Origin of the sequence: Microbacterium sp. Leaf179 (genome assembly GCF_001423785.1) — a bacterium.
Classification (GTDB): domain Bacteria; phylum Actinomycetota; class Actinomycetes; order Actinomycetales; family Microbacteriaceae; genus Microbacterium.
Genome location: NZ_LMPH01000003.1, coordinates 132,608 through 152,340 on the forward strand (window position 1 = coordinate 132,608; position 19,733 = coordinate 152,340).

Genomic DNA, 19,733 nt, shown 5'->3' on the forward strand with positions numbered 1-19,733 from the left:
CCGGTCGGGGCCGGCGACCGAGGACACCCGGATGCCGGGAGCCACGGCATCCGCGCCGCCGACGTCGGGCGGTGCGAGAGGGGGCGGCATGTCACGCCCTCGTGCGCAACCGGGGGATGCCCCGCGGGCGACTGCTGTTACACCCATAGAGAGGGCTCACGCGCGTCATAGGTAGACCACAGGATGCGCGGTCATCGTAGAAGCGCCTGGAAGAAGGAGCACCCCATGAGCGACACCACGAACAACCGTCCTGACGGTCACGACGACAGCACCACCCCCGCGGGCGACGCCGCCGCGCCCACGCCCGCGCAGCCCGAGGCCCCGCGCGCCGAGGCGTTGAACGTGCCGCCGAAGCCGACGCGCTCGCCCGCCGCGGCCGCCGCCGCCTGGCCGCCGCCCGTCGCGGGCAGCGCCGCGCCGCAGCCGACCCACGGCTACGCCTCGGCCCCCTCGGGCGCCACCTCGCCCACCGGTCAGGCCTTCGGCCCCGCCGTGTCGGGCGCGCACCCCACCCTCGTGCTGCCCGAGAATGCCGCGCACGCCACGCCGCGCAAGAAGAGCTCCGTGCCGCGCATCGCCGCCCTCGTGGTGGCCGCCGCCCTCGTCGGCGGCGCCGCCGGTCTCGGGGGCACCTACGCGGGCCTCAGCATGTGGGGCGGATCCGACAGCTCCACCGTCGCCGGCCCCACGGCCGTGACCGTGAACGACACCGACGACGTCAACGAGACCGCGGCCGTGGCATCCAAGGTCGTCCCCAGCGTCGTCACCATCAGCGCCACCGGCACCTCGTCGGGCGGCACCGGCTCGGGCGTCATCCTGAGCGACGACGGCTACGTGCTCACCAACACGCACGTCGTCACCCTCGACGGGGCCACCGGCGACGCCAAGATCTCGGTCACCACCTCCGACGGTCACGTGTACGCCGCCACGGTGGTCGGCACCGACCCCACGTACGACCTGGCCGTCATCAAGCTCGAGAACGCGACGAACCTCACGCCCATCGAGTGGGCCGACTCGTCGAAGCTCAACGTCGGCGACGCCACCACCGCCATCGGCGCCCCGCTGGGCCTGCCCAACACGGTCACCACCGGAATCGTCAGCGCGCTGAACCGGTCGATCCAGGTCGCGTCGTCCGCCGCGCCGAAGGACGGATCCGAGCAGGACCAGGGCACCGAGCCCGGAGGCGAGAGCCCGTTCCGCTTCGACTTCGGCCAGGGCCAGCAGTCGCAGCAGGCGACCCAGACCATCAAGATCGCCGTCATCCAGACCGACGCCGCCATCAACCCGGGCAACTCCGGCGGGGCACTCGTCGACAACGAGGGCAAGCTGATCGGCATCAACGTCGCCATCGCCAGCGCGGGCGGCTCGTCGTCGGGTGCGCAGTCGGGCAACATCGGCGTCGGCTTCTCGATCCCCTCCGACATCGCCAAGCGCATCTCGCAGGAGATCATCGACAACGGCTCCGCCACCCACGGCCTCTTGGGCGCCTCGGTCCAGGATGCCGCGTCGATCCAGGGAGCGACCACGACCGGCGCGTACGTGGCCGAGGCCACCAGCGGCGGTGCGGCCCAGGCCGCGGGCCTCACGAAGGGCGACGTCATCACGGCGTTCGACGGCGTGCCCGTCACCAACTCGATCGACCTCACCGCCCAGGTGCGCGCGCTCGCCGCGGGCGCCCAGGCCGAGGTGACGTACAACCGCAACGGTCAGGAGAAGACCGTCGAGGTCACCCTCGGCACGATGCAGAACTGACCTCGGATCGGGTCGTCTCCGACCCGCCGCCCGCCGCCGGACGACCGGCGCGGGTCCTCTTCTCCAGGTGACGGACGCCACCCCGCGATAAGCTCGCGGGGTGGCGTCTTTCTCGTTCGGTGCGGGGAACGCGCAGAAACTCCGCCGTCTTCCGCTGTATCTCGCGGGTCGGCTCCTGACGTTGCTCGTGCCCCGGTCCCGCGACGAATGGGTCTTCGGCAGTGCGGTCGGCGTCGCCGACGGCGCGCTGGCCCTGCACCGGGTCGCCGCCGACCACGGTGAGAAGACGACGTGGCTCGTCGCCGACGACGGGCAGGCGCGGACGGCCCGGGATCTCGGCATCCGGTGGGTCAGGCGCGACTCGGCACGCGGCCTGTGGCGCACCGCGCGCGCCCGGGTGATCGTGGTGACGCACGGCTTCGGCGACGTGCAGCGCTACGCCGTCGGCGGGGCGTTCGTCGTGCAGCTCTGGCACGGCATTCCGCTCAAGCGCATCGGCCTCGACTCGGCCGAGACCACGCGCGCTCCCGTGCTGCCGAGCGTGCTGAGTCCGGTGCTGCGGCTGCTGTACCGGCGCACCACGCGTCGCATCGCCGTGGTGCCGGCCGCCTCGCATCTCGTGCGGGGCCGCCTCGAGACGGCGTTCGCGCTGACCGACGCCCAGGTCCCCGTGACGGGGGAGCCCCGCGTCGACGTGCTGTCTTCCGGCGAAGCGGCGGAGCGCCGTGCCCGTGCCCGCGCGGCGCTGCAGACGCTCACGGGCACGCTGCTCGGCGAACGTCCCGTCGTGCTCTACGCCCCGACCTGGCGAGACGGCGACCCCGATCCGGCGATTCCCACGGCCGACGAGTGGGCGGCCATCCGCGCCGTGCTCGACCGCCACGACGGCATGCTGCTCGTGCGCTCGCATCCCCTCGGCGCGGGGGAGTACCGACCTCCCTGGCCCACCGACCGGGTGCGTCCGCTCGGCAGCGACCTCGTCGCCGACGTCACGCCCCTGCTCCCCGGTCTCGACGTGCTGGTGACCGATTACTCCTCGCTCGCGTTCGACGCCGCCCTCGTGCCCCTGCCGGTGGTCTTCTTCGCCCCCGACCTCGAGGCGTACACGGCCCGCCGCGGCCTGTACGGGCGCTATGCCGACGTCGCCGGCGACGTTCCCGCCCGCACGTGGAGCGCGGCGGTCGCCGCCATCGAGGCCGTCGTGAACGACCCGACCGAAGCGCTGGCCGCCTCCGTCGCCCGCAGCGCCACCGTGCATGCGCACCGGGACGGACGGAATGCCGAGCGCGTGCACCGCCTGATCCGCAACCGCCTCGATGCCGGCGGCGCGACACCCGGTACCGGCATCCTGCGCGGCGCGCGCCGGCGGACGACGAGAAAGGCGACGCGATGACCGAGGCACGGTTCTTCGACGACGACGGCACTCCCGCGCTGGAGCTCAGCGGAACGGGTGCCCGTCCGGCATCCGTCGATCTGGTCGGGGCGCGGGCCCGATCGACCGGGCGCCTGCACGGACGGGGGCGCACCTGGCGCGCGGTCATCCCGCTGCGGGCCGCGCGGTGGGGTGGATCGGCCCTGCCCCTGCCGTCGGGCCGGTACCGCGTGCGCATCGACGCGGGCGGGGCTCCGGATGCCGCGCCTCCGGCGACGACCCTGCCGGAGGTCGCCCTTGCGGGGCTCCGCGCGGCGTTGTCGGACGGCACGGTCTCCATCGGCCCTCCCGGTGACCCCGCCGACCGCACGCCGGCGGGCCGGGCCGCTCTCGAGCGCCGGTACGCGCGCGAACGCGACCCGCTCGAGAACGCCGTGTTCTTCGAGAGCTTCTACGGCCGTACCGCCGGCTGCAACCCGCTCGCGATCGACCGCGAGCTCGCCCGCGTGGCGCCGGGGGTGACCCGTTACTGGAGCGTCGTCGACCACTCCGTCGACGTGCCCGCCGGAGCCGTCGCCGTCGTCGAGGGGAGCCCCGAGTGGTGGCGTGCCCGTGGGGTGTCGCGACTGCTCGTGGTCAACGACTGGCTGCGGCGCCGGTTCGTGCGCCGCCGCGGGCAGGTCGTACTGCAGACCTGGCACGGCACGCCCCTCAAGCGCCTCGCGCTGCACCGGCCCGGGTTCGACCCGCGCCGTGCGCTCGCGGTGCTGCGCGAGAGCCGCCGGTGGAACGTGCTGCTCGCGCAGAGCCCGTACGCGGCGCGCGTGCTCACCCGCGCCTACGCGATCCTGCGCCGACCGGTGTGGATCGAGGGCTACCCGCGCAACGACGCCCTGCGCACCGACGACGGCGCTCTCACGCGCCGACGCCTCGGCATCGGCCCCGACGAACGGGTGCTGCTGTACGCCCCCACCTGGCGCGACGACCGCGAGGCCATGGTCGACTTCGTCGACCCGGCGGCCCTCGCCCGCGCCGCCGACGCCGTGGTGCTCGTGCGCGGCCACACGCGCACTCTGCAGCCGGGCCGAGACGCCGACGGGGCGCGGGTCATCGACGTCACCGGGTACCCCGACACCAGCCGCCTGCTCGCCGTCGCCGACGCACTGATCACCGACTACTCCTCGGTGATGTTCGACTTCAGCGTCACGGGCAAACCCCTGTACTTCCTCGTGCCCGACCTCGAGCACTACCGGGGCGAGCTGCGCGGGTTCTACTTCGACCTTCTCGACGCCGCCCCCGGGCCCGTCGTGCGCACGCAGCACGAGTTGGAGCGAGCCCTGGCCGAGGTCGACCCCGACGTCTTCACCGAGCGGTACGCGCGCTGGCAGCGCGAGTTCACCGCCCGTGACGACGGGCGCGCCGCCGAACGCGTCGTGGCGCGCATCCTCGACCAGGGCTTCGTCGACCGCGCCTGATGCCCTCGCTGATGCCCGCGCCTCATGCGAGCGACCGGACGCCTCGACGAACGGGGCAGGGCTAGGGCAGAGGCGTGTTCCGGCCGTCCAGGCGCGACGTGTCGACGGTGTCGCGCGCACCGCGCACGAGCGCCCACACGAACCCGAGCCCCCACGAGACGTGCATCGACGGCAGCACGGCGGCCGTCCACGCCTTGTCGCGCCACCCGCGGCCGCCGCCCCGACCGAGAGCGACGAGGGCGATGAGCAGGGCGTACCCGGCGACCGGCAGATGCAGCACCCAGGAGCGCCCCCGCCGACGGCGGCCGAGCTGCACCCCGGCCGTCACCGCCGAGACCGCCGCCGCACCCACCAGCGCCGGGGGAGCGAAGTACCGCAGGGAGTTGCCGCGCCCGTAGCGGCGCACGAGCTCGCCCCGCCATGCCCCCGTGGCGCGGAACTGGCGCACGAGTCGCGTCCAGCTCTCGCGTGGCCAGTAGACCGCTTCGAGCCGCGGGTCGAACCAGACGCGGTACCCGGCGCGCCGGATGCGCAGGTTCAGCTCCCAGTCCTCGCCGCGGCGGATGCTCTCATCGAACAATCCGACCTCGTCGAGCACCGCGCGCCGCATGACGCCGAGGTACGCCGACTCGGCGGGGCCCTCCTCGGTGCCGCCGTGGTACGCACCCCCGCCCAGTCCGACGCGGGAGTTGTAGGCCCGGGCGACGGCGCGCTGGAAGGGGGAGCGCCCGTCGGCGCGCATCACTCCGCCGACGTTCGCGGCCTGCACCCGCGCGAGGGTCCGCAGCGCTCGCCGCGCGTAGCCCGGCGCGAGTTCGGAGTGGGCGTCGACGCGGACGATGGTGGGGTACCGGCTGGCGCGGATGGCCCGGTTCAGCCCCACGGGGATGTCGGCGGCGGGGTTCTCGATCAGCACGATGCGGTCGTCGGCATCCGCCAGTTCTCGAGCGAGGGCGTCGGTCCCGTCGGTGGAGGGTCCGAGGGCCACGACCAGCTCGACGGGTCCGGGGACGTCCTGCGCAAGGGTGGAGGCGATGGCGCGGCGCAGGTACCGCTGCTCGTTGAGCACGGGCATGACGAAGCTCACGCCGGCATCGTCGGGGGGAACGGGCGCGTCTCTTTCGCCGGGGGTCGAAAGGGGCATCCGTCGATCCTGTCACGAGAGGCTGGCCGGTACCCTGGAACGATGCCCCTCGCCCGCGACACCCGGCTCGCTGTGGGCCTCCTCCGCAAAGCCCTCGCCACCCGCCGCGCGCGCCGCGACCTGCGCACGGCGCTCGACGCCCGCGGTCCCCTGCCCGAGGGGCGGTTCCGCGTGGCGGTGTACTTCGCCGACGGCGCCGCGAACATGTACCAGATGCGGCAGTGGTACGCGCCCCTGCAGCACCTGGCGGAACGCTGGCCGGTCGTCGTCATCAGCCGGGCGATCCGCGGCGCCGACGCGCTCCTGCGCGACGATGCTCTGCCGGTCGCGTACGCGCCGACGATCGCCGACGTCGAGCGGGTGCTGAGCGAGCAGGACATCCGCGTGGTGTTCTACGTCAACCAGAACACCCGCAACTTCCAGATGTTCCGCTACGGGCGGCGCTGGCATGTGTTCATCAACCACGGCGAGTCCGACAAGATGTACATGACCACGAACCAGGTGACGGCGTACGACTACGCCTTCGTCGCCGGAGACGCGGCCCGCGAGCGGCTGTCGCGGGAGCTGTGGGACTACGACCTCGACCGCCGCACGTTCTCGATCGGGCGCCCGCAGGCCGACCACTACGGTGGTGAGCCGCCGTTCCCGCCCGACGAGCGCACCGTGGTGCTGTACGCCCCCACATGGGAGGGCGACCGGCCCTCGGCGCGGTACGGCTCGGTCGTCACCCACGGGGAGTCGCTCGTCGCGGCCCTGCTCGCGACGGGACGTCATCGCGTGATCTACCGCCCGCACCCGCGGTCGGGAATCGTCGATCCGGCGTACGGGGCGGCGAACGCCCGCATCGCGGCGGCACTTCAGGCCGCGAACCGCGCCGACCCCGGCGCGGGCCACGTGCACGGCACCGGCGCCGAGATGGGCTGGCAGCTCACCGCGGCCGACCTCGCGGTGGTCGACATCTCGGCGATGGTCTACGACCGTCTCGCCGTGGGCAAGCCCCTGCTCATCACGCGGCCCGTGGACCCCGCGGCCGTCGTCGACGAGGGCGGGTACCTGTCGGCGTGTGAATGGCTGGATGCCGCGGCATCCGGCGACATCGTCGGACACGCCGAGCGCGTGCTCGACGACCCCGCGTCGGGTGAGCGTCTCGCGCACTGGGTGCGGCACTACTTCGGCGACACCACGCCGGGATCGGCCACCGTCCGGTTCGAGACCGCGGTGGCCGAGCTCATGACGCGCTGGGACACCTGGCACGCGCGCGAAGAATCGCGCGACGACACCCCGCCCTCGGACTGAGGCTCCGGGCCGTCACTCCAGCGGAGCGAGCCGACCGATCGCGGCGAGGGGGATGCCGACCCAGTCGGGGCGGTTGCGCGTCTCGTAGATCGCCTCGTAGACGGCCTTGTCGAGTTCGAACGCGGCACGTAGCGTCTCGTCGTCCGTGCTCTGGGGGCCGGCGGTCTCGGCGTAGCCGTCGAGGAACGCCTGCTGGGCGGCGATGACCCACGCGCGCACCGCGGCGCCGTCGTCGTCGGCCACGGCGCCCGAGACGTAGTCGAACGAGCGCAGCATGCCGGCGACGTCGCGCACGGCGACGTCGGGCTGCAGGCGTTCGGCGATGGGACGCAGCGGCTCGCCCTCGAAGTCCAGCAGCACCCAGCCGTTGCGGGCGGTGTCGAGCACCTGCCCGAGGTGCAGGTCGCCGTGCACGCGCTGCAGCGCAGGCCAGGGGGCGGTGGCAGCGGCCGCGTACACGGCACGGATGCGGTCGGCGTACGGCTCCAGCGCCGGGACCTCGGCGAGGGCGATCGACAGACGTCGCTCCCACGCACCGACCACGGCCGCGCGGTCCTCGGCGTCGGGCTCGCGCGTGGGGAACGCCCGCGAGAGAGAGACGTGCATGCCGGCGACGCTCGCGCCGAGCGCGTGGGCGCGCGCAGCGAAGTCGTCGTCGGCGGCCGCGGCGTCGAGGGCGACGCGCCAGGCGTCCTCGACGCCGTCGAAGAACTCCTGCGCGAAGGCGAGCGACCCGCTGACGGGAACTCCCTCGGGCGTCACCCACGATCCGCGCACCTCACCGATCGCGGCGGGCACGAACGCCGCACCGGCGGCGGCGAGAGCCGACTGCAGCTCCACGTCGGGGTTGATGCCCGGATGCACCTGCCGGAAGAGCTTGCAGATCACGGGAAGGCCGGCATCGTCGGGCCGGAAGATGAGCGAGGTGTTCGACTGTTCGCCGCTCAGCACGCGGGCGGTGGCGCGGGGCGCAGGCGCCTCACCGTCCGGCGAGGCGAGGGCGAAGGCGGTGAGGCCGTCGTCGGGGGTTCCCGCTGCTCCGCCGCGAGTGACCCAGGAGTACAGCAGGTCGGTGAAGGCGGGGTCGGTGGTGGCGTCCGCCCACACCCGCCCCTCGTCGGCCGCGCCGATCAGGCTGCCCGGCAGCACGGAACCCTCGGCCCGCACGACGACAGGTACCTGGTAGAGGATCGCCGGCGCCGCAGCGTCATCGCGCACGAGAAGCAGTCGCGTGTCGGTCGCGTCGAGTGCCCAGTCGGCCACGATGGTCAGCCGCGGATCGCGGCCCTTCGTGCCGTACCAGCGCTGACGCGGCATCCAGACCGCGAGGAGATCGAGGAGGTCGCCCATGCGGCGAGGCTAACGCGCCGGGGCGAACGACGCGCGGGACTTGCGCCGGAGGCCGTGTCGGTGAGATGGGTCAGGATGCCGCGCCGCGGCCGTCGCCGGCGGTCTCGCCCGTCGTGTCGTCATCGCGTGCGCCCTCCGCACCCGTGCGGCGGCGGCGAGGCAGGGCCTTGCGGGCCGCGGAGCCGGTGCGGCGACCCGCTCCGCCGACGGCCCCGGCGATCGCGCCGCCCACGCGGTGGATGCCGCCCAGGGTCGCGCGTTGCATCGTCTCGGCACCGGGCCTCGGCTCGAGGTCGGCGGGGAGCTGGAGCGGGGCAGACCCGAAGGCCCGTCGCGCGTTGACGAGAACGCGCCGGCCGAGGAGGTGGTTCCCGGCACCTCCGACGACGGCCCCGACGCCGAAGGGGAGGGCCTTCCCGAGCCACGACGCGCCGCCGCGCGTGGCGAACTGGCGCACGAACATCGTCTTGAGGCGGTCGACGAGGGGACCGACCGCGGCGCGCGGCAGCGTCTTGGTCACCATCTCGCCCCAATAGCTCGCGCGGGTGCCGCCGCGACCGGCGGCCTGCGAAGCGAGCTGCGACACGAGGTCGACGCCTTCTTTGCCGAGCAGTAGCGCGAGAACCAGCGCCCGACCTCGATCGGGGTCCTGCACGACGAGCCCGTGCACCTCGGCGACCGACTGCGCGTACAGCGCGGTGGCCTCGAGGAAACCGACGGTCTCGACCCCGCTCAGCGCGAGGGTCACACCGGTGCCGATACCGGGGACCACCGCGGTCGCCCCCACGGCCGCGCCTCCGGTGGTGACGGCGGCGAGGTAGCGGCGCTCGAGGATCCGCAGGATCTCGTCGGGAGCGGCATCCGGATGCCGCAGCCGGACGCTGCGGAGATGCGCGAGCACCGCGGGGCGCTGCACGGCGAGCACGCGGTCGAGCATGCGGACGGTTCGGGGGTGTTCCTCCGACCCTGCCGGGGGGAGCCCGCCCTTCCAGGGCGCGTCGTCGGGGAGGGAGTGGATGCGGTGCACCTTCTCGGACATGGAACCATCCTTGCTCGTCGCGCGCCGAGGCGAGGGCGACTTGACGATGACGTGTCGGCGCGTGCGGGGGAGAGGTTCGGGGCCCTGCCGAATGACGGTCGGGTGAGGCCTTCGCCGCGCAGTGCCGCCGGAGGACCCCGACGACTGACCGCGACGGTCAGACGAAGAGGTTCGCCCGCTCGAGGTCTTCGGCGAAGTCGACCTCGACCGCGTAGAGATCGGAGATGTCGAGCGGTTCGACGCGCATGCCGTCCTCGGCGATCGCGAGCTCGATGCCCCGTTCGAAGTAGTCCTGGTCGTCGACGCGCTGCAGCTGACGTTGCAGGGCCTTCTTGTCGCGCGCCGAGACGTAGTTGATGCCCACGGCTTCGCCGATGCCGCCGACGACGACCTTCGACAGCTCGGCGATGAAGCCCTCGGCATCCACCGTGTACTTCACCTCTTCGTCGCTGACATTGGCCGTGTCGACGGTCACGAACGAACGGTCCGCGTCGATGAGTTCGACTGCGCGACCGAGGACGCGGGGGTCGAAGACCACGTCGCCGTTCATCCACAGCACTCCGCCTCGGCCGCTCTTGGCCAGCGCGCGCAGGAGGCTCTTCGAGGTATTGGTCTGGTCGTATCGGTCGTTGTAGACGTAGTCGACGTGCGGGAACGTGTCGACGATGGTCTCGGCGCGGTAGCCGACGACGCTGGTGATGCGAGCCGTGCGGCCGAAGGCGGCGCGGATGTTGTCGTGCTGCTGCTGCATGATGCTGCGGCCGTCGGCGAGCACGGTGAGGGGTTTCGGCAGGCTGCGGCCGAGGCGCGAGCCCATGCCCGCGGCGAGGATCACGATCTGAACAGTCAAGGCTGGCTCCTGGGGGGATGAGTCGTCATGTCCGGTTCACCGGATTGTCACGCCTTCGTGTTCGATCGATGCTAGCGAAAGGGCCCTGTGAGGTGGCATTATTCGCGCCGGTCGTTGTGGTTTCGTGATGCCGTCCTGGGGTTGCGTCCCGCGACCCGGCGTCGGGCGATGTCGGAGGTGCTTGCTAGTTTGGGATGATGACAGCGTCGCTGCCGCAGCCCCCCGAAAGTTCCTCGTCCGACACCGAGGGCGCCGCGGCGAGCGCCGAATCCTCCGAGTCTCCGCAGCCGGCCGCGAAACCGCGCGCCCCACGCGCTCCGCGTACCACCGCACCCCGCGCTCCCCGTCGTCCTCCCGCTCGTCCGAAGGCGACAGTCGAGGCGGCAGATGCCGCGACCGACGCGTCCGCGGAGCCGTCCGAGGCCGTCGACACGCCGAAGCCCGCGCCGAAGCCGCGAACTCCCCGCACGACCGCCAGTCGCGCGGCGTCCTCGGGGGCGGCGCCACGCACCCCCGCCAAGAAGCCGGCCGCACCGCGTCCCTCCGCAGCGTCCGCATCCACGTCATCGACCCCGCGCACGACGGCTGCGAGAAAGCCCGCGGCCAAGCGCCCCGCGGCGAAGAGGCCGACGACGCCGCGCGCGTCTGCGTCGACCGAGACGAGCGTCGACGCCGCCACGACGCCCGACGCGGTGGCTCCGTCACCCGACCTCGTGATTCCGCCGCGTCCTCCGCTCCCGGTGCGCACGACGGATTCCGGCGCCTCGGCAGACGCGATCTCAGCCGACACGACGTCGGTCGACGAGGTGTCCGCTGACGCTGTGCTTGAGGACGCTGTGCCTGCGGACGCTGTGCCCGGCGACGCTGTGCCCGTTGACGCTGTGCTCGCGGATCCCGCGACCGCCGATGCTGTGCCCGCCGATCCCACCCCCGCCGACGTCGCCGTCGAGGAGCCCGTCGTCTCCGAGGCCGCTCCCGGCGGCCCTGGTGCCGACGCTGCGAGCGCCACGGACGAGGACGAGACCGCGATCGACGCGCCGGCCGACCAGGCATCGCCGATCGCCGCCGCTCACCCCGGCGTGGTGGTCGATACGCCCCTCGCCGACGGCGAGACGGGCCCCGCCGACGCGCTCACCCCCTCGGTGGCCGACGACGCCTCGGGGGAGTCCGAGTCGGCTGAGCCCGAGGCGACCGAGCAAGAGGCCACCACCGAGCCCGCGCCGACCGAGCTCGAGGCAACGGAACCCGAACCCGCGGAGCCCTTCTCCGATCCGACGCCTCCCGATGTCCGGGTCGCTGACGAGAACGATGTCGTCCTTTCAGACGAGATCGACCTCGCGTCCGAGGCCGACGCGACGCGGGAGGCCTCCCTCGCGTCCGAGGCCGGGTCGGCGGGCGAGACGGAGTCCTCGCCCGAGAACGACGCCCAGACCGTGCGCGACGAGCCCGAGCGGGCAGCCGATCCGGAGCCCGAGCCCGCACCCCTCACCACCCCGCACTCCGCCTCCGCGCCGGCCAACACCGCCGATGCCGACCAGCACACCGCCGACGCCGTCCCGGCGCTCACGCTGCGCGGCGTCACCAAGACGTTCGGCGAGCTGCGGGCCGTCGACGCGATCGACCTCACCGTGCCGGCGGGTTCGTTCTACGGCCTCGTCGGGCCGAACGGGGCGGGCAAGACGACCACGCTGTCGATCATCGCCGGCCTGCTGCGCGCCGACGGCGGCACCGTGCAGATCAACGGTGTCGACGCCGCCCGCCGCTCACGCGAGGCGAAGAAGCTCATCGGCGTGCTGCCCGACCGTCTGCGCACCTTCGACCGGCTCACGGGCCGGCAGCTGCTGTCGTACTACGGCGCGCTGCGCAGTCTTCCCGCGCCCCTGGTCGAGAGCCGCATCGCCGACCTGGCGCGCGCGTTCGATCTCGTCGACGCCCTCGCGCGGCCGGTCTCGGACTACTCGGCAGGTATGACGAAGAAGGTCATGCTCGCCGGAGCGATGATCCACTCGCCCCGCCTGCTCGTCCTCGATGAGCCGTTCGAGGCCGTCGACCCCGTCTCGAGCGCGGTCATCCTCGACATCCTCGGCACGTACGTCGACCACGGCGGCACCGTCATCCTCTCCAGCCACGGCATGGAGCTCGTCGAACGCGTCTGCTCGCGCGTGGCGGTCATCGTGTCGGGCCAGGTGCTCGCCGAGGGCACTGTCGACGAAGTACGCGGGGAGGCGACGCTGGAACAGCGCTTCCTCGAGCTCGCGGGTGGTCTGGGCGACGTGGAGGGCCTGGAGTGGTTGCACACGTTCTCCGCCTGAGACTGGCGATGATGTGGGGCGCCCTGCGGGGCGATCCCCGCGAGGTCGTCCGGCGCGTCATCGGTGTGGTCCTCCTCGTCGCTGCAGCGGCGGTCGCGGCCGTGAGTGCCGCGGGTCTCGCGGATGCCGATCGGCTGACCACCGCCGTGGTCACCGTGCTCGCGGGGTCGGCGGTCACGCTCGGCTTCGCGGTCGGTCCGCCCGTCACCGCCTCGATCGACCCGCTCGACCCCCGACGATTCGCGGTGGTCGGGCCGGAGCCGCGGCCGCTCGCCGGCGCACTCCTGCTCGCCGGGTTCCTCAGCGTCCCGGTTCTCGTCGTTCTGGTGCTCGGGGTGAGCCTCGCCGTCGCGTGGGGCGCCCACGGGGCCGCGGCGGTCGCGAGCGTGGCCTCGGTCCTGCTCGGTCTTGCCACCTGCGTGCTGTTCGCCCGCGTCAGCATGGCGCTCGGCGCGCTCGTGCAGCGCCCGCGGCAATCGCGGGAGCTCATGGGCGTGTACCTCGTGGCCGTGCTCGTCGTCGTCGTGCCGGTGGGGGTGTTCCTCGGCTCGCTCGAATGGCGCGGGGCCGTTCCCTCTCAGCTCGCCTCGGCAGCCGAGATCCTGGCGTGGACCCCGATCGGCGCCGCCTGGGGGATCGCGTTGGCACCGTCGGCGGGGGCCGCCGTCGGCAGCCTGATCGTCGCCCTCGCCACGGTCGGTGTGCTGGCCGTCGCCTGGTTCGTCCTGGTGGACCGCCTGCTCACCACGACCCGTCGTCCCGTCGCCGCTCGCGAGCGCGGGGGAATGGGATGGTTCGCGATCCTCCCCGGCACGCCCGGGGGAGCGGTCGCCGCCCGCAGCCTGTCGTACTGGCTGCGCGACCGCCGCTACATCGTGAACGTCATCATCGTGCCCGTCGCCGCCGTCGTGTCGACCGTGCCGCTGCTGGTCGCGGGCGTGCCCTTCGAGATCGCGGTGCTGCTGCCCGTGCCGATCATGGCGTTGTTCTTCGGATGGCTCCCGCACAACGACCTCGCCTACGACTCCACCGCGTTGTGGATGCACATCGCCTCGGGCGTGCGCGGTGCGCCGGATCGCATCGGCCGTCTCGTTCCGGTGCTGCTGATCGGCCTGCCGGTCCTCGCGCTCACTCTTCCCCTCGCGGTGGTGGCCCACGGTCGCTGGGCAGTCTTCCCCGCCCTGGTCGGAGTGTGCGCCGCCCTGTTCCTGGCGGGGCTCGGCCTCTCGAGCATCTCGTCGGTCGTGGCGCCCTACGCGGTGTCGCGGCCCGGCGACAGCCCGTTCCAGCAGCCTCAGCGGTCGGGCTCGGGGGGCGTCATGGCGCAGGGCCTCGTGATGGTGGGAGCCCTGCTGGCCGCGGCCCCCGCGATCTGGCTCACCTGGCGTGCCGTGGCGGGCGACTCCATCGACGCGATGTTCGCGCTGGCGGTCGGCGTCGGCGCGGGGCTCGTCGTGCTCGTCGCGGGTGTGGCGATCGGAGCGGCCCTGTTCGAGCGCCGCGGAACCCGTCTGATGGAGTTCGCCGAAGCGACCTGACGTGGGCTCCACCGTCCCTTCGGCGCGGTCCGCGGCTACACTGGCTGACCATGAGCACGCCTCTCGACAGTCCTGACAGCGGGGGTCTCGCGACCCTGGATCGAGAGCTCGAAGAGCTCATCCGCGAAGAGAACATCGAGCCCGGTGACCACGAGCGTTTCTCGCATTACGTCAAGAAAGACAAGATCCTCGAGTCGGCCCTCACCGGCAAGCCGGTGCGGGCACTGTGCGGCAAGAAGTGGACCCCGGGCCGCGATCCCGAGAAGTTCCCCGTGTGCCCGCAGTGCAAAGAGATCTACGAGTCGCTCATCAAGTGAGAGTCATGCCACCTCGACGGTCGTCGTCGCCGAGGTGGTTCCGTCGGAGCCGTACAGCGCCAGCGTGAAGCGATAGGTCCCCACGGGCAACGGGTGGAACCCGTCGAGCGGGTAGGTACGGACGTCTTGGGCGTACCCGCCGATCGAGATGGTGAGCACCCCCGTCATCGATGACGGCCCGAGGGGCCCGTCCACCGAGACGGTGTACGGAATGACCGCCACCGCGGGGTCGGGCCGCGGCCACCACACGATGTTCTGGTCGTACCGCGCGCGGACGTACACCGCGATCGGTCCCCGGTTGGTGTTCGTCGCCGGGTCGTACTCGTGCAGATCCTGCGCCGCGAAGTCGGAGCTCGGGCGGATCTTCGCGACCGGGACGCCGCCGCCGGATGTCGCCAGGGCGGGGGTAACCGTCACCGACACGATCGCGGGAACCGCCCACGCGGCCGCGGAGATCACCTGGCGGCGCGTCGATCGAGGAGCGTTCGGCATCAGGATCCCCTCCTGCGGCGTCGGTGGCCGCATCGCAGAACGCTCCACGCTAACCGGGGGGTCTGCGTGAGAACGCCGCCTCCGCGTTCCGCTCACCCCGCGTCTCACCCGTTCGCGGTCGGAGACCGAACCGCACGCCGACGTGCGTGCGCGATGCGCCCCCGCGGCATCCCCTGTTCACTCCGGTACGGGCGGACCGCCCGGCGGTCAGCCCGCCTCGCGGTACTCCGTCGGCAGTGCGGGCTCCGACCCGCTGAGCGCGAGCGCCCGCACCGGCAACTCCTCGCGCACGCGGGCGTGGTGCGCGCGTGCCGCCTCGACGCCCTCGTGGCCGAGGGTCGCGGCATCCGCCTCGCCGTCGACCATGAGCGTGGCCTGGAGGGGACGGGCATCGGGATGCTCGGCGGCGGTGGACAGCTCTTCGAACCCGTCGCTGACCATGATGAGCTCCGAGGTGGAGGTCCCCCCATCGAGGGTGCGGAACGCCGCCTTGCGGCCCCCGTGCGAGGCCTTCTGCGCCGACGCCTTCGCGACACCCACCCATGAGCCGTCGGCGGATTCGCGCGCGACGAGCTTGAACACCAGACCCGCGGTCGGAACGCCGGAGCCGGTCGCGACCGACGTGCCGACGCCGTAGGAGTCGACCGGAGAGGCCGCGAGCGCGGCGAGCGCGTACTCGTCGAGGTCGCTCGTGACGGTGATGCGCGTGCCCGTGGCGCCGAGCTCGTCGAGCAGCGCCCGCACCTCGCCCGCGACGATCGGCAGGTCGCCCGAGTCGATGCGTACGCCGCCGAGCTGCGGACCGGCCACGCGCACGGCGGTTCTCACGCCCTCGGCGATGTCGTAGGTGTCGACGAGCAGGGTGGTCCCGCTGCCGAGCGCGTCGATCTGCGAACGGAAGGCGTCTTCTTCGCTGTCGTGCAGCAGGGTCCACGCGTGGGCGGCGGTTCCCATCGTGGGCACGCCCCAGCGGCGCCCCGCCTCGAGATTGCTGGTGGCCGAGAAGCCGACGATGTAGGCGGCACGCGCGGCGGCGACCGCTGCCTCTTCGCTCGCGCGACGCGAGCCCATCTCGGCGAGCGGTCGGTCGCCGGCGGCGATGCTCATGCGCGCTGCCGCCGTGGCGACGGCGGAGTCGTAGTTGAGGATGCTGAGCGCGAGCGTCTCCAGCAGCACCGCCTCGGCGAAGGTTCCCTCCACGGTCAGCAGGGGGGAGCCGGGGAAGTACAGCTCACCCTCGCGGTAGCCGGTCACCGATCCCGTGAAGCGGTAATCGGCGAGGAAGTCGAGGGTGGTGGCATCCACCACTCTCGCGTCCCGCAGGTAGCGCAGTTCGTCGTCGCCGAACCGGAAGTCGCGGATCGCCTCGAGCAGCCGGCCGGTGCCCGCGACGACACCGAAGCGGCGTCCGCCCGAGAGTCGGCGCCCGAACACCTCGAACACGCAGCGTCGCGAGGCCGTGCCGTCGCGGAGGGCCGCGTCGAGCATGGTCAGTTCGTAGCGGTCGGTGTGCAGGGCGGTGCTGCGGCTCATCGCGCCAGCCTATTCCGGCGTCGTGGGCAGCTCGGGAGTTTGTGCGCGTATTCGTACGGCCTTGCGCTGTGCCGAATTCCTGAGTTCTGCGCCCGCGAACACCCCTGAGGGCTGGATCGGCTTGGGCGCGCGGAAGTCCTCAGGAGTTCGGCACGCGCCCCGCACCGCCCCCGCGCCCCCACCGCAGGTGTGCGGCCCCCGCGCCCCGCACCGATCCGTGTCGGCCCTGCCCGGTAGGCTGGGCACCTATGGACAACGCGCCGATCGGGATCTTCGACTCGGGAGTCGGCGGTCTCACCGTCGCCCGGGCCGTGTCGGCGCAGCTGCCGCGCGAGTCGATCCTCTACATCGGCGACACCGCCCGCTCTCCCTACGGCCCGAAGCCCATCGCCGACGTGCGCAAGTACGCGCTCGAGGTGCTCGACACCCTCGTCGATCAGGGCGTGAAGATGCTCGTGATCGCCTGCAACACCGCGTCGGCGGCGATGCTCCGCGATGCGCGCGAGCGCTACGACGTGCCCGTGGTCGAGGTGATCGGCCCCGCCGTGCGCACCGCCATGTCGACGACCCGCAACGGTCGCATCGGCGTGATCGGCACGGCCGGGACGATCGGCTCGCGGGCCTACCAGGACATGCTCGAGGTCAACGAGAACCTCACGGTGTTCGCCGAGGCGTGCCCGCGTTTCGTCGAGTTCGTCGAGGCCGGCGTCACCGACTCGCCCGAGGTGCTCGCCACCGCCGAGCAGTACCTCGCGCCGCTGCGGCACGCCGGGGTCGACACGCTCGTGCTCGGCTGCACGCACTACCCGTTCCTCGAGGGCGCCATCAGCTACGTGATGGGTCCCGAGGTCAGCCTGGTGTCGAGCGACAGCGAGACGGCGAAAGACGTCTATCGCCAACTCGTCTCGCGTGACCTCCTGGCGAGGCCGGATGCCGTTCCGACGCACCGCTACGAAGCCACCGGGTCGTCGGCCGACGACTTCCTGCGCCTGGCGCACCGCCTCATGGGCCGTGAGGTGCGCGAGGTGCAGCTCGTGCAGACCGGCGCCATCGACCTGCCGCGCCGAGGCACGGCATCCCTTTCGTCCGAGGAGGACACATGACCCGTAAAGACGGCCGCACCGCCGATCAGCTCCGCCCCGTCACCATCGAACGCGGCTGGTCGGCACACGCCGAGGGTTCGGCCCTCGTCACCTTCGGCGGCACCAAGGTGCTGTGCACGGCGTCGTTCACCAACGGCGTTCCCCGCTGGCTCACCGGCAAGGGCAAGGGGTGGGTCACGGCCGAGTACGCCATGCTGCCGCGCGCGACGAACAGCCGCAACGACCGCGAGAGCATCAAGGGCAAGGTCGGCGGCCGCACCCACGAGATCTCGCGTTTGATCGGCCGGGCGCTGCGCGCCGTCGTCGACACCAAGGCTCTGGGTGAGAACACGATCGTCATCGACTGCGACGTGCTGCAGGCCGACGGCGGCACCCGCACCGCCGCCATCACGGGCGCGTACGTCGCCCTGGCGGATGCCATCGCCTGGGGCCGCGAGAAGAAGTTCATCGCGCAGCGCTCCGAGGTCCTGCGCGACTCGGTCGCGGCGGTATCGGTCGGCATCGTCGACGGCGAACCGCTGCTCGACCTGGCCTACGTCGAAGACGTGCGCGCCGAGACCGACATGAACGTCGTCGTCACCGGTCGCGGTCTGTTCGTCGAGGTGCAGGGCACCGCCGAGGGAGCTCCGTTCGACAAGGCTGAGCTCGACCGCCTGCTCGAGCTGGGCGTGAACGGCTGCGCCGAGCTGCGCGGCATCCAGATCGCGACGCTCGAAGGCTGACCATGCCGCGCATCGTGCTGGCCACGCACAACCCGCACAAGGTCGAGGAGTTCCAGGCGATCGTCGCCGAGGTGCGCCCCGATCTCGACGTCGTCGCCTACGACGGTCCCGAACCGGTCGAGGACGGCGTCACGTTCGCGGCGAACGCGCTGATCAAGGCCCGCGCGGCCGCGGCCCACACGGGGCTGCCCGCGCTGGCCGATGATTCCGGGATCGCCGTCGACGTGCTGGGCGGGTCGCCGGGGGTGTTCTCGGCCTACTGGGCGGGGCACAAGAAGGACTCCACGGCCAACCTCGAGCTGTTGCTCGACCAGTTGTCCGACGTCGCCGATCCGCACCGCACGGCGCAGTTCGTGTCGGTGATCGCGCTGGTGCGTTCCGACGGCACCGAAGAGACGATCGAGGGACGCTGGCCGGGTCGCCTGGCGATGCAGCCGGCCGGACCGGGTGGGTTCGGGTACGACCCGATCTTCGTACCCGACGGCCAGCCTGCCGATGCCGAGCGGACGGTCGGCGAGTGGAGCGCGGCCGAGAAGAACGCGTCATCGCACAGGTCCCGCGCCTTCGTCGCCCTCGCGCCGCTGCTCGAGTCCCTCTGAGCGTGGAGGCGGACCGATGAGCCCTCTTCCGTCGGTGTCGATCATCGTTCCCGCCTACAACGAAGAGGCGGTCATCGAGCAGTGCCTGAACGCCATCGTGGGCCAGACGCTCCCCGCCACCGAGGTGCTCGTCGTCGACAACCGCTCGACCGACGGCACGCGCGCGGTGGTCGAGGGCGTGAGGGCTCGGCATCCCGACGCCGGCATCCGTCTGCTGCGTCAGGACGACCGCCAGGGCCTGGTGCCCACCCGCAACCTCGGAATGGATGCCGCCACCGGCGACGTGCTCGCGCGGATCGACGCCGACACCGTCCTCAAACCCGAGTGGGTGGCCCGGGTCTCGCACATCTTCGCGTCGACCGACGTGGATGCCGCGTCGGGACCCGTCGAGTACTACGACCTGCCTCTGCGTGCGGTCGGACATCAGATCGACGATGCCTTCCGACGCCTGCAGGTGAAGCTCGCCGGCGACTTCGTGTTCCTGTTCGGCAGCAACATGGCCGTGCGGCGGGAGGCGTGGCACGACGTGCGGGAGTTCCTGTGCGACGACGAGGCCGATGTGATGCACGAAGACCTCGACATCGCCATCCACCTCGCCCTCGGGGGGCGTCGGATCGGCTACTTCCCGCGGATGGTCGCGGGCATCGGCGCGCGGCGCCTCGACGACCGCCCTCGGGACTTCCGGCGTTACATCGACCGTTTCGAGAACACGTACGCCGCGCACGGCATCCGCGACGTGCGACTCCGGGCTCCGATGGCGGTGTTCCTCGGCGTGTACCCGGCGCTGCACGCGCATCGGCGGATCCAGGCGCAGCTGAATGCACGTCGGCGCTGACCGA

Annotated in this window: 18 protein-coding genes; 11 read left to right on the forward strand and 7 right to left on the reverse strand. The window is 72.4% G+C overall.

Annotation, left to right across the window (positions count from 1 at the left end):
• The first annotated feature begins 225 nt into the window (after positions 1 to 225).
• The 3 genes from ASF96_RS12110 to ASF96_RS12120 all read left to right on the forward strand — a co-directional run bounded on the left by ASF96_RS12110 (position 226) and on the right by ASF96_RS12120 (position 4,599).
• Complete coding sequence (locus ASF96_RS12110; RefSeq protein WP_055939676.1) at positions 226 to 1,752, forward strand: S1C family serine protease; 1,527 nt, start codon at positions 226 to 228, stop codon at positions 1,750 to 1,752.
• 100 nt (positions 1,753 to 1,852) lie between these two features.
• Positions 1,853 to 3,145 carry a CDP-glycerol glycerophosphotransferase family protein gene (locus tag ASF96_RS12115; protein ID WP_082509630.1) on the forward strand — a complete coding sequence of 431 codons (1,293 nt, stop codon included), beginning with the start codon at positions 1,853 to 1,855 and terminating at the stop codon, positions 3,143 to 3,145.
• A complete protein-coding gene (locus ASF96_RS12120) occupies positions 3,142 to 4,599 on the forward strand; it encodes a CDP-glycerol glycerophosphotransferase family protein (RefSeq protein WP_055939678.1) in 1,458 nt (485 codons plus the stop codon). Before ASF96_RS12115 ends, ASF96_RS12120 begins: the two co-directional genes overlap by 4 nt.
• Positions 4,600 to 4,660: 61 nt before the next feature.
• Here the strand turns inward: ASF96_RS12120 and ASF96_RS12125 are convergent, their stop codons facing one another.
• Positions 4,661 to 5,743, reverse strand: a complete 1,083-nt coding sequence (locus tag ASF96_RS12125; protein WP_055939680.1) for a glycosyltransferase family 2 protein — start codon at positions 5,741 to 5,743, stop codon at positions 4,661 to 4,663.
• Between the two features lie 42 nt (positions 5,744 to 5,785).
• On the opposite strand from ASF96_RS12125, the gene ASF96_RS12130 reads away from it, so the two are divergent.
• The gene (locus tag ASF96_RS12130) at positions 5,786 to 7,039 is read left to right on the forward strand and encodes a hypothetical protein (RefSeq protein WP_055939682.1); all 1,254 of its coding nucleotides are present in this window, start codon (positions 5,786 to 5,788) and stop codon (positions 7,037 to 7,039) included.
• A 12-nt stretch (positions 7,040 to 7,051) separates the two neighbouring features.
• On the opposite strand, the gene ASF96_RS12135 is transcribed toward ASF96_RS12130, so the two are convergent.
• The 4 genes from ASF96_RS12135 to ASF96_RS17440 all read right to left on the reverse strand — a co-directional run bounded on the left by ASF96_RS12135 (position 7,052) and on the right by ASF96_RS17440 (position 11,068).
• Positions 7,052 to 8,389 (reverse strand): maltokinase N-terminal cap-like domain-containing protein, encoded by a 1,338-nt coding sequence (locus tag ASF96_RS12135; protein WP_055939684.1) that lies wholly within the window; start codon positions 8,387 to 8,389, stop codon positions 7,052 to 7,054.
• Positions 8,390 to 8,459: 70 nt separating this feature from the next.
• Complete coding sequence (locus tag ASF96_RS12140) at positions 8,460 to 9,428, reverse strand: hypothetical protein (RefSeq protein ID WP_055939686.1); 969 nt, start codon at positions 9,426 to 9,428, stop codon at positions 8,460 to 8,462.
• 157 nt (positions 9,429 to 9,585) lie between these two features.
• Positions 9,586 to 10,278, reverse strand: a complete 693-nt coding sequence (locus tag ASF96_RS12145) for a phosphocholine cytidylyltransferase family protein (RefSeq protein ID WP_055836338.1) — start codon at positions 10,276 to 10,278, stop codon at positions 9,586 to 9,588.
• A gap of 184 nt (positions 10,279 to 10,462) precedes the next feature.
• On the reverse strand, positions 10,463 to 11,068 hold the full coding sequence (locus ASF96_RS17440; protein ID WP_055939688.1) for a hypothetical protein: 606 nt from the start codon (positions 11,066 to 11,068) through the stop codon (positions 10,463 to 10,465).
• Between the two features lie 76 nt (positions 11,069 to 11,144).
• Here ASF96_RS17440 and ASF96_RS16565 point away from each other — a divergent pair, with 76 nt between their 5' ends.
• From ASF96_RS16565 to ASF96_RS12165, 3 genes are read left to right on the forward strand one after another with little or no spacing between them, the layout of a single operon-like run.
• Entirely contained in the window at positions 11,145 to 12,590 is a 1,446-nt protein-coding gene (locus ASF96_RS16565; protein ID WP_235560604.1) for an ATP-binding cassette domain-containing protein, read from the forward strand.
• Positions 12,566 to 14,128, forward strand: a complete 1,563-nt coding sequence (locus tag ASF96_RS12160; RefSeq protein ID WP_055939690.1) for a hypothetical protein — start codon at positions 12,566 to 12,568, stop codon at positions 14,126 to 14,128. The genes ASF96_RS16565 and ASF96_RS12160 overlap by 25 nt, the downstream gene beginning before the upstream one ends.
• Before the next feature lie 50 nt (positions 14,129 to 14,178).
• Positions 14,179 to 14,445 (forward strand): DUF3039 domain-containing protein, encoded by a 267-nt coding sequence (locus ASF96_RS12165; RefSeq protein ID WP_055836348.1) that lies wholly within the window; start codon positions 14,179 to 14,181, stop codon positions 14,443 to 14,445.
• A 3-nt stretch (positions 14,446 to 14,448) separates the two neighbouring features.
• Here the strand turns inward: ASF96_RS12165 and ASF96_RS12170 are convergent, their stop codons facing one another.
• Together ASF96_RS12170 and ASF96_RS12175 are read right to left on the reverse strand one after the other, a co-directional pair.
• A complete protein-coding gene (locus tag ASF96_RS12170; RefSeq protein WP_055939693.1) occupies positions 14,449 to 14,937 on the reverse strand; it encodes a hypothetical protein in 489 nt (162 codons plus the stop codon).
• A gap of 207 nt (positions 14,938 to 15,144) precedes the next feature.
• Complete coding sequence (locus ASF96_RS12175) at positions 15,145 to 16,470, reverse strand: nicotinate phosphoribosyltransferase (protein ID WP_055939695.1); 1,326 nt, start codon at positions 16,468 to 16,470, stop codon at positions 15,145 to 15,147.
• A gap of 248 nt (positions 16,471 to 16,718) precedes the next feature.
• Between ASF96_RS12175 and murI the strand changes: the two genes are divergently transcribed.
• Genes murI through ASF96_RS12195 form a run of 4 tightly spaced genes read left to right on the forward strand, consistent with a single transcriptional unit; the run spans position 16,719 to position 19,729 of the window.
• Positions 16,719 to 17,573 carry a glutamate racemase gene (gene murI, locus ASF96_RS12180; protein ID WP_055939697.1) on the forward strand — a complete coding sequence of 285 codons (855 nt, stop codon included), beginning with the start codon at positions 16,719 to 16,721 and terminating at the stop codon, positions 17,571 to 17,573.
• Positions 17,570 to 18,295 carry a ribonuclease PH gene (gene rph, locus ASF96_RS12185; protein WP_055939699.1) on the forward strand — a complete coding sequence of 242 codons (726 nt, stop codon included), beginning with the start codon at positions 17,570 to 17,572 and terminating at the stop codon, positions 18,293 to 18,295. The genes murI and rph overlap by 4 nt, the downstream gene beginning before the upstream one ends.
• Before the next feature lie 2 nt (positions 18,296 to 18,297).
• On the forward strand, positions 18,298 to 18,894 hold the full coding sequence (rdgB, locus tag ASF96_RS12190) for an RdgB/HAM1 family non-canonical purine NTP pyrophosphatase (RefSeq protein WP_055939702.1): 597 nt from the start codon (positions 18,298 to 18,300) through the stop codon (positions 18,892 to 18,894).
• 16 nt (positions 18,895 to 18,910) lie between these two features.
• Positions 18,911 to 19,729 (forward strand): glycosyltransferase, encoded by an 819-nt coding sequence (locus ASF96_RS12195; protein WP_055939704.1) that lies wholly within the window; start codon positions 18,911 to 18,913, stop codon positions 19,727 to 19,729.
• Positions 19,730 to 19,733 lie beyond the last annotated feature (4 nt).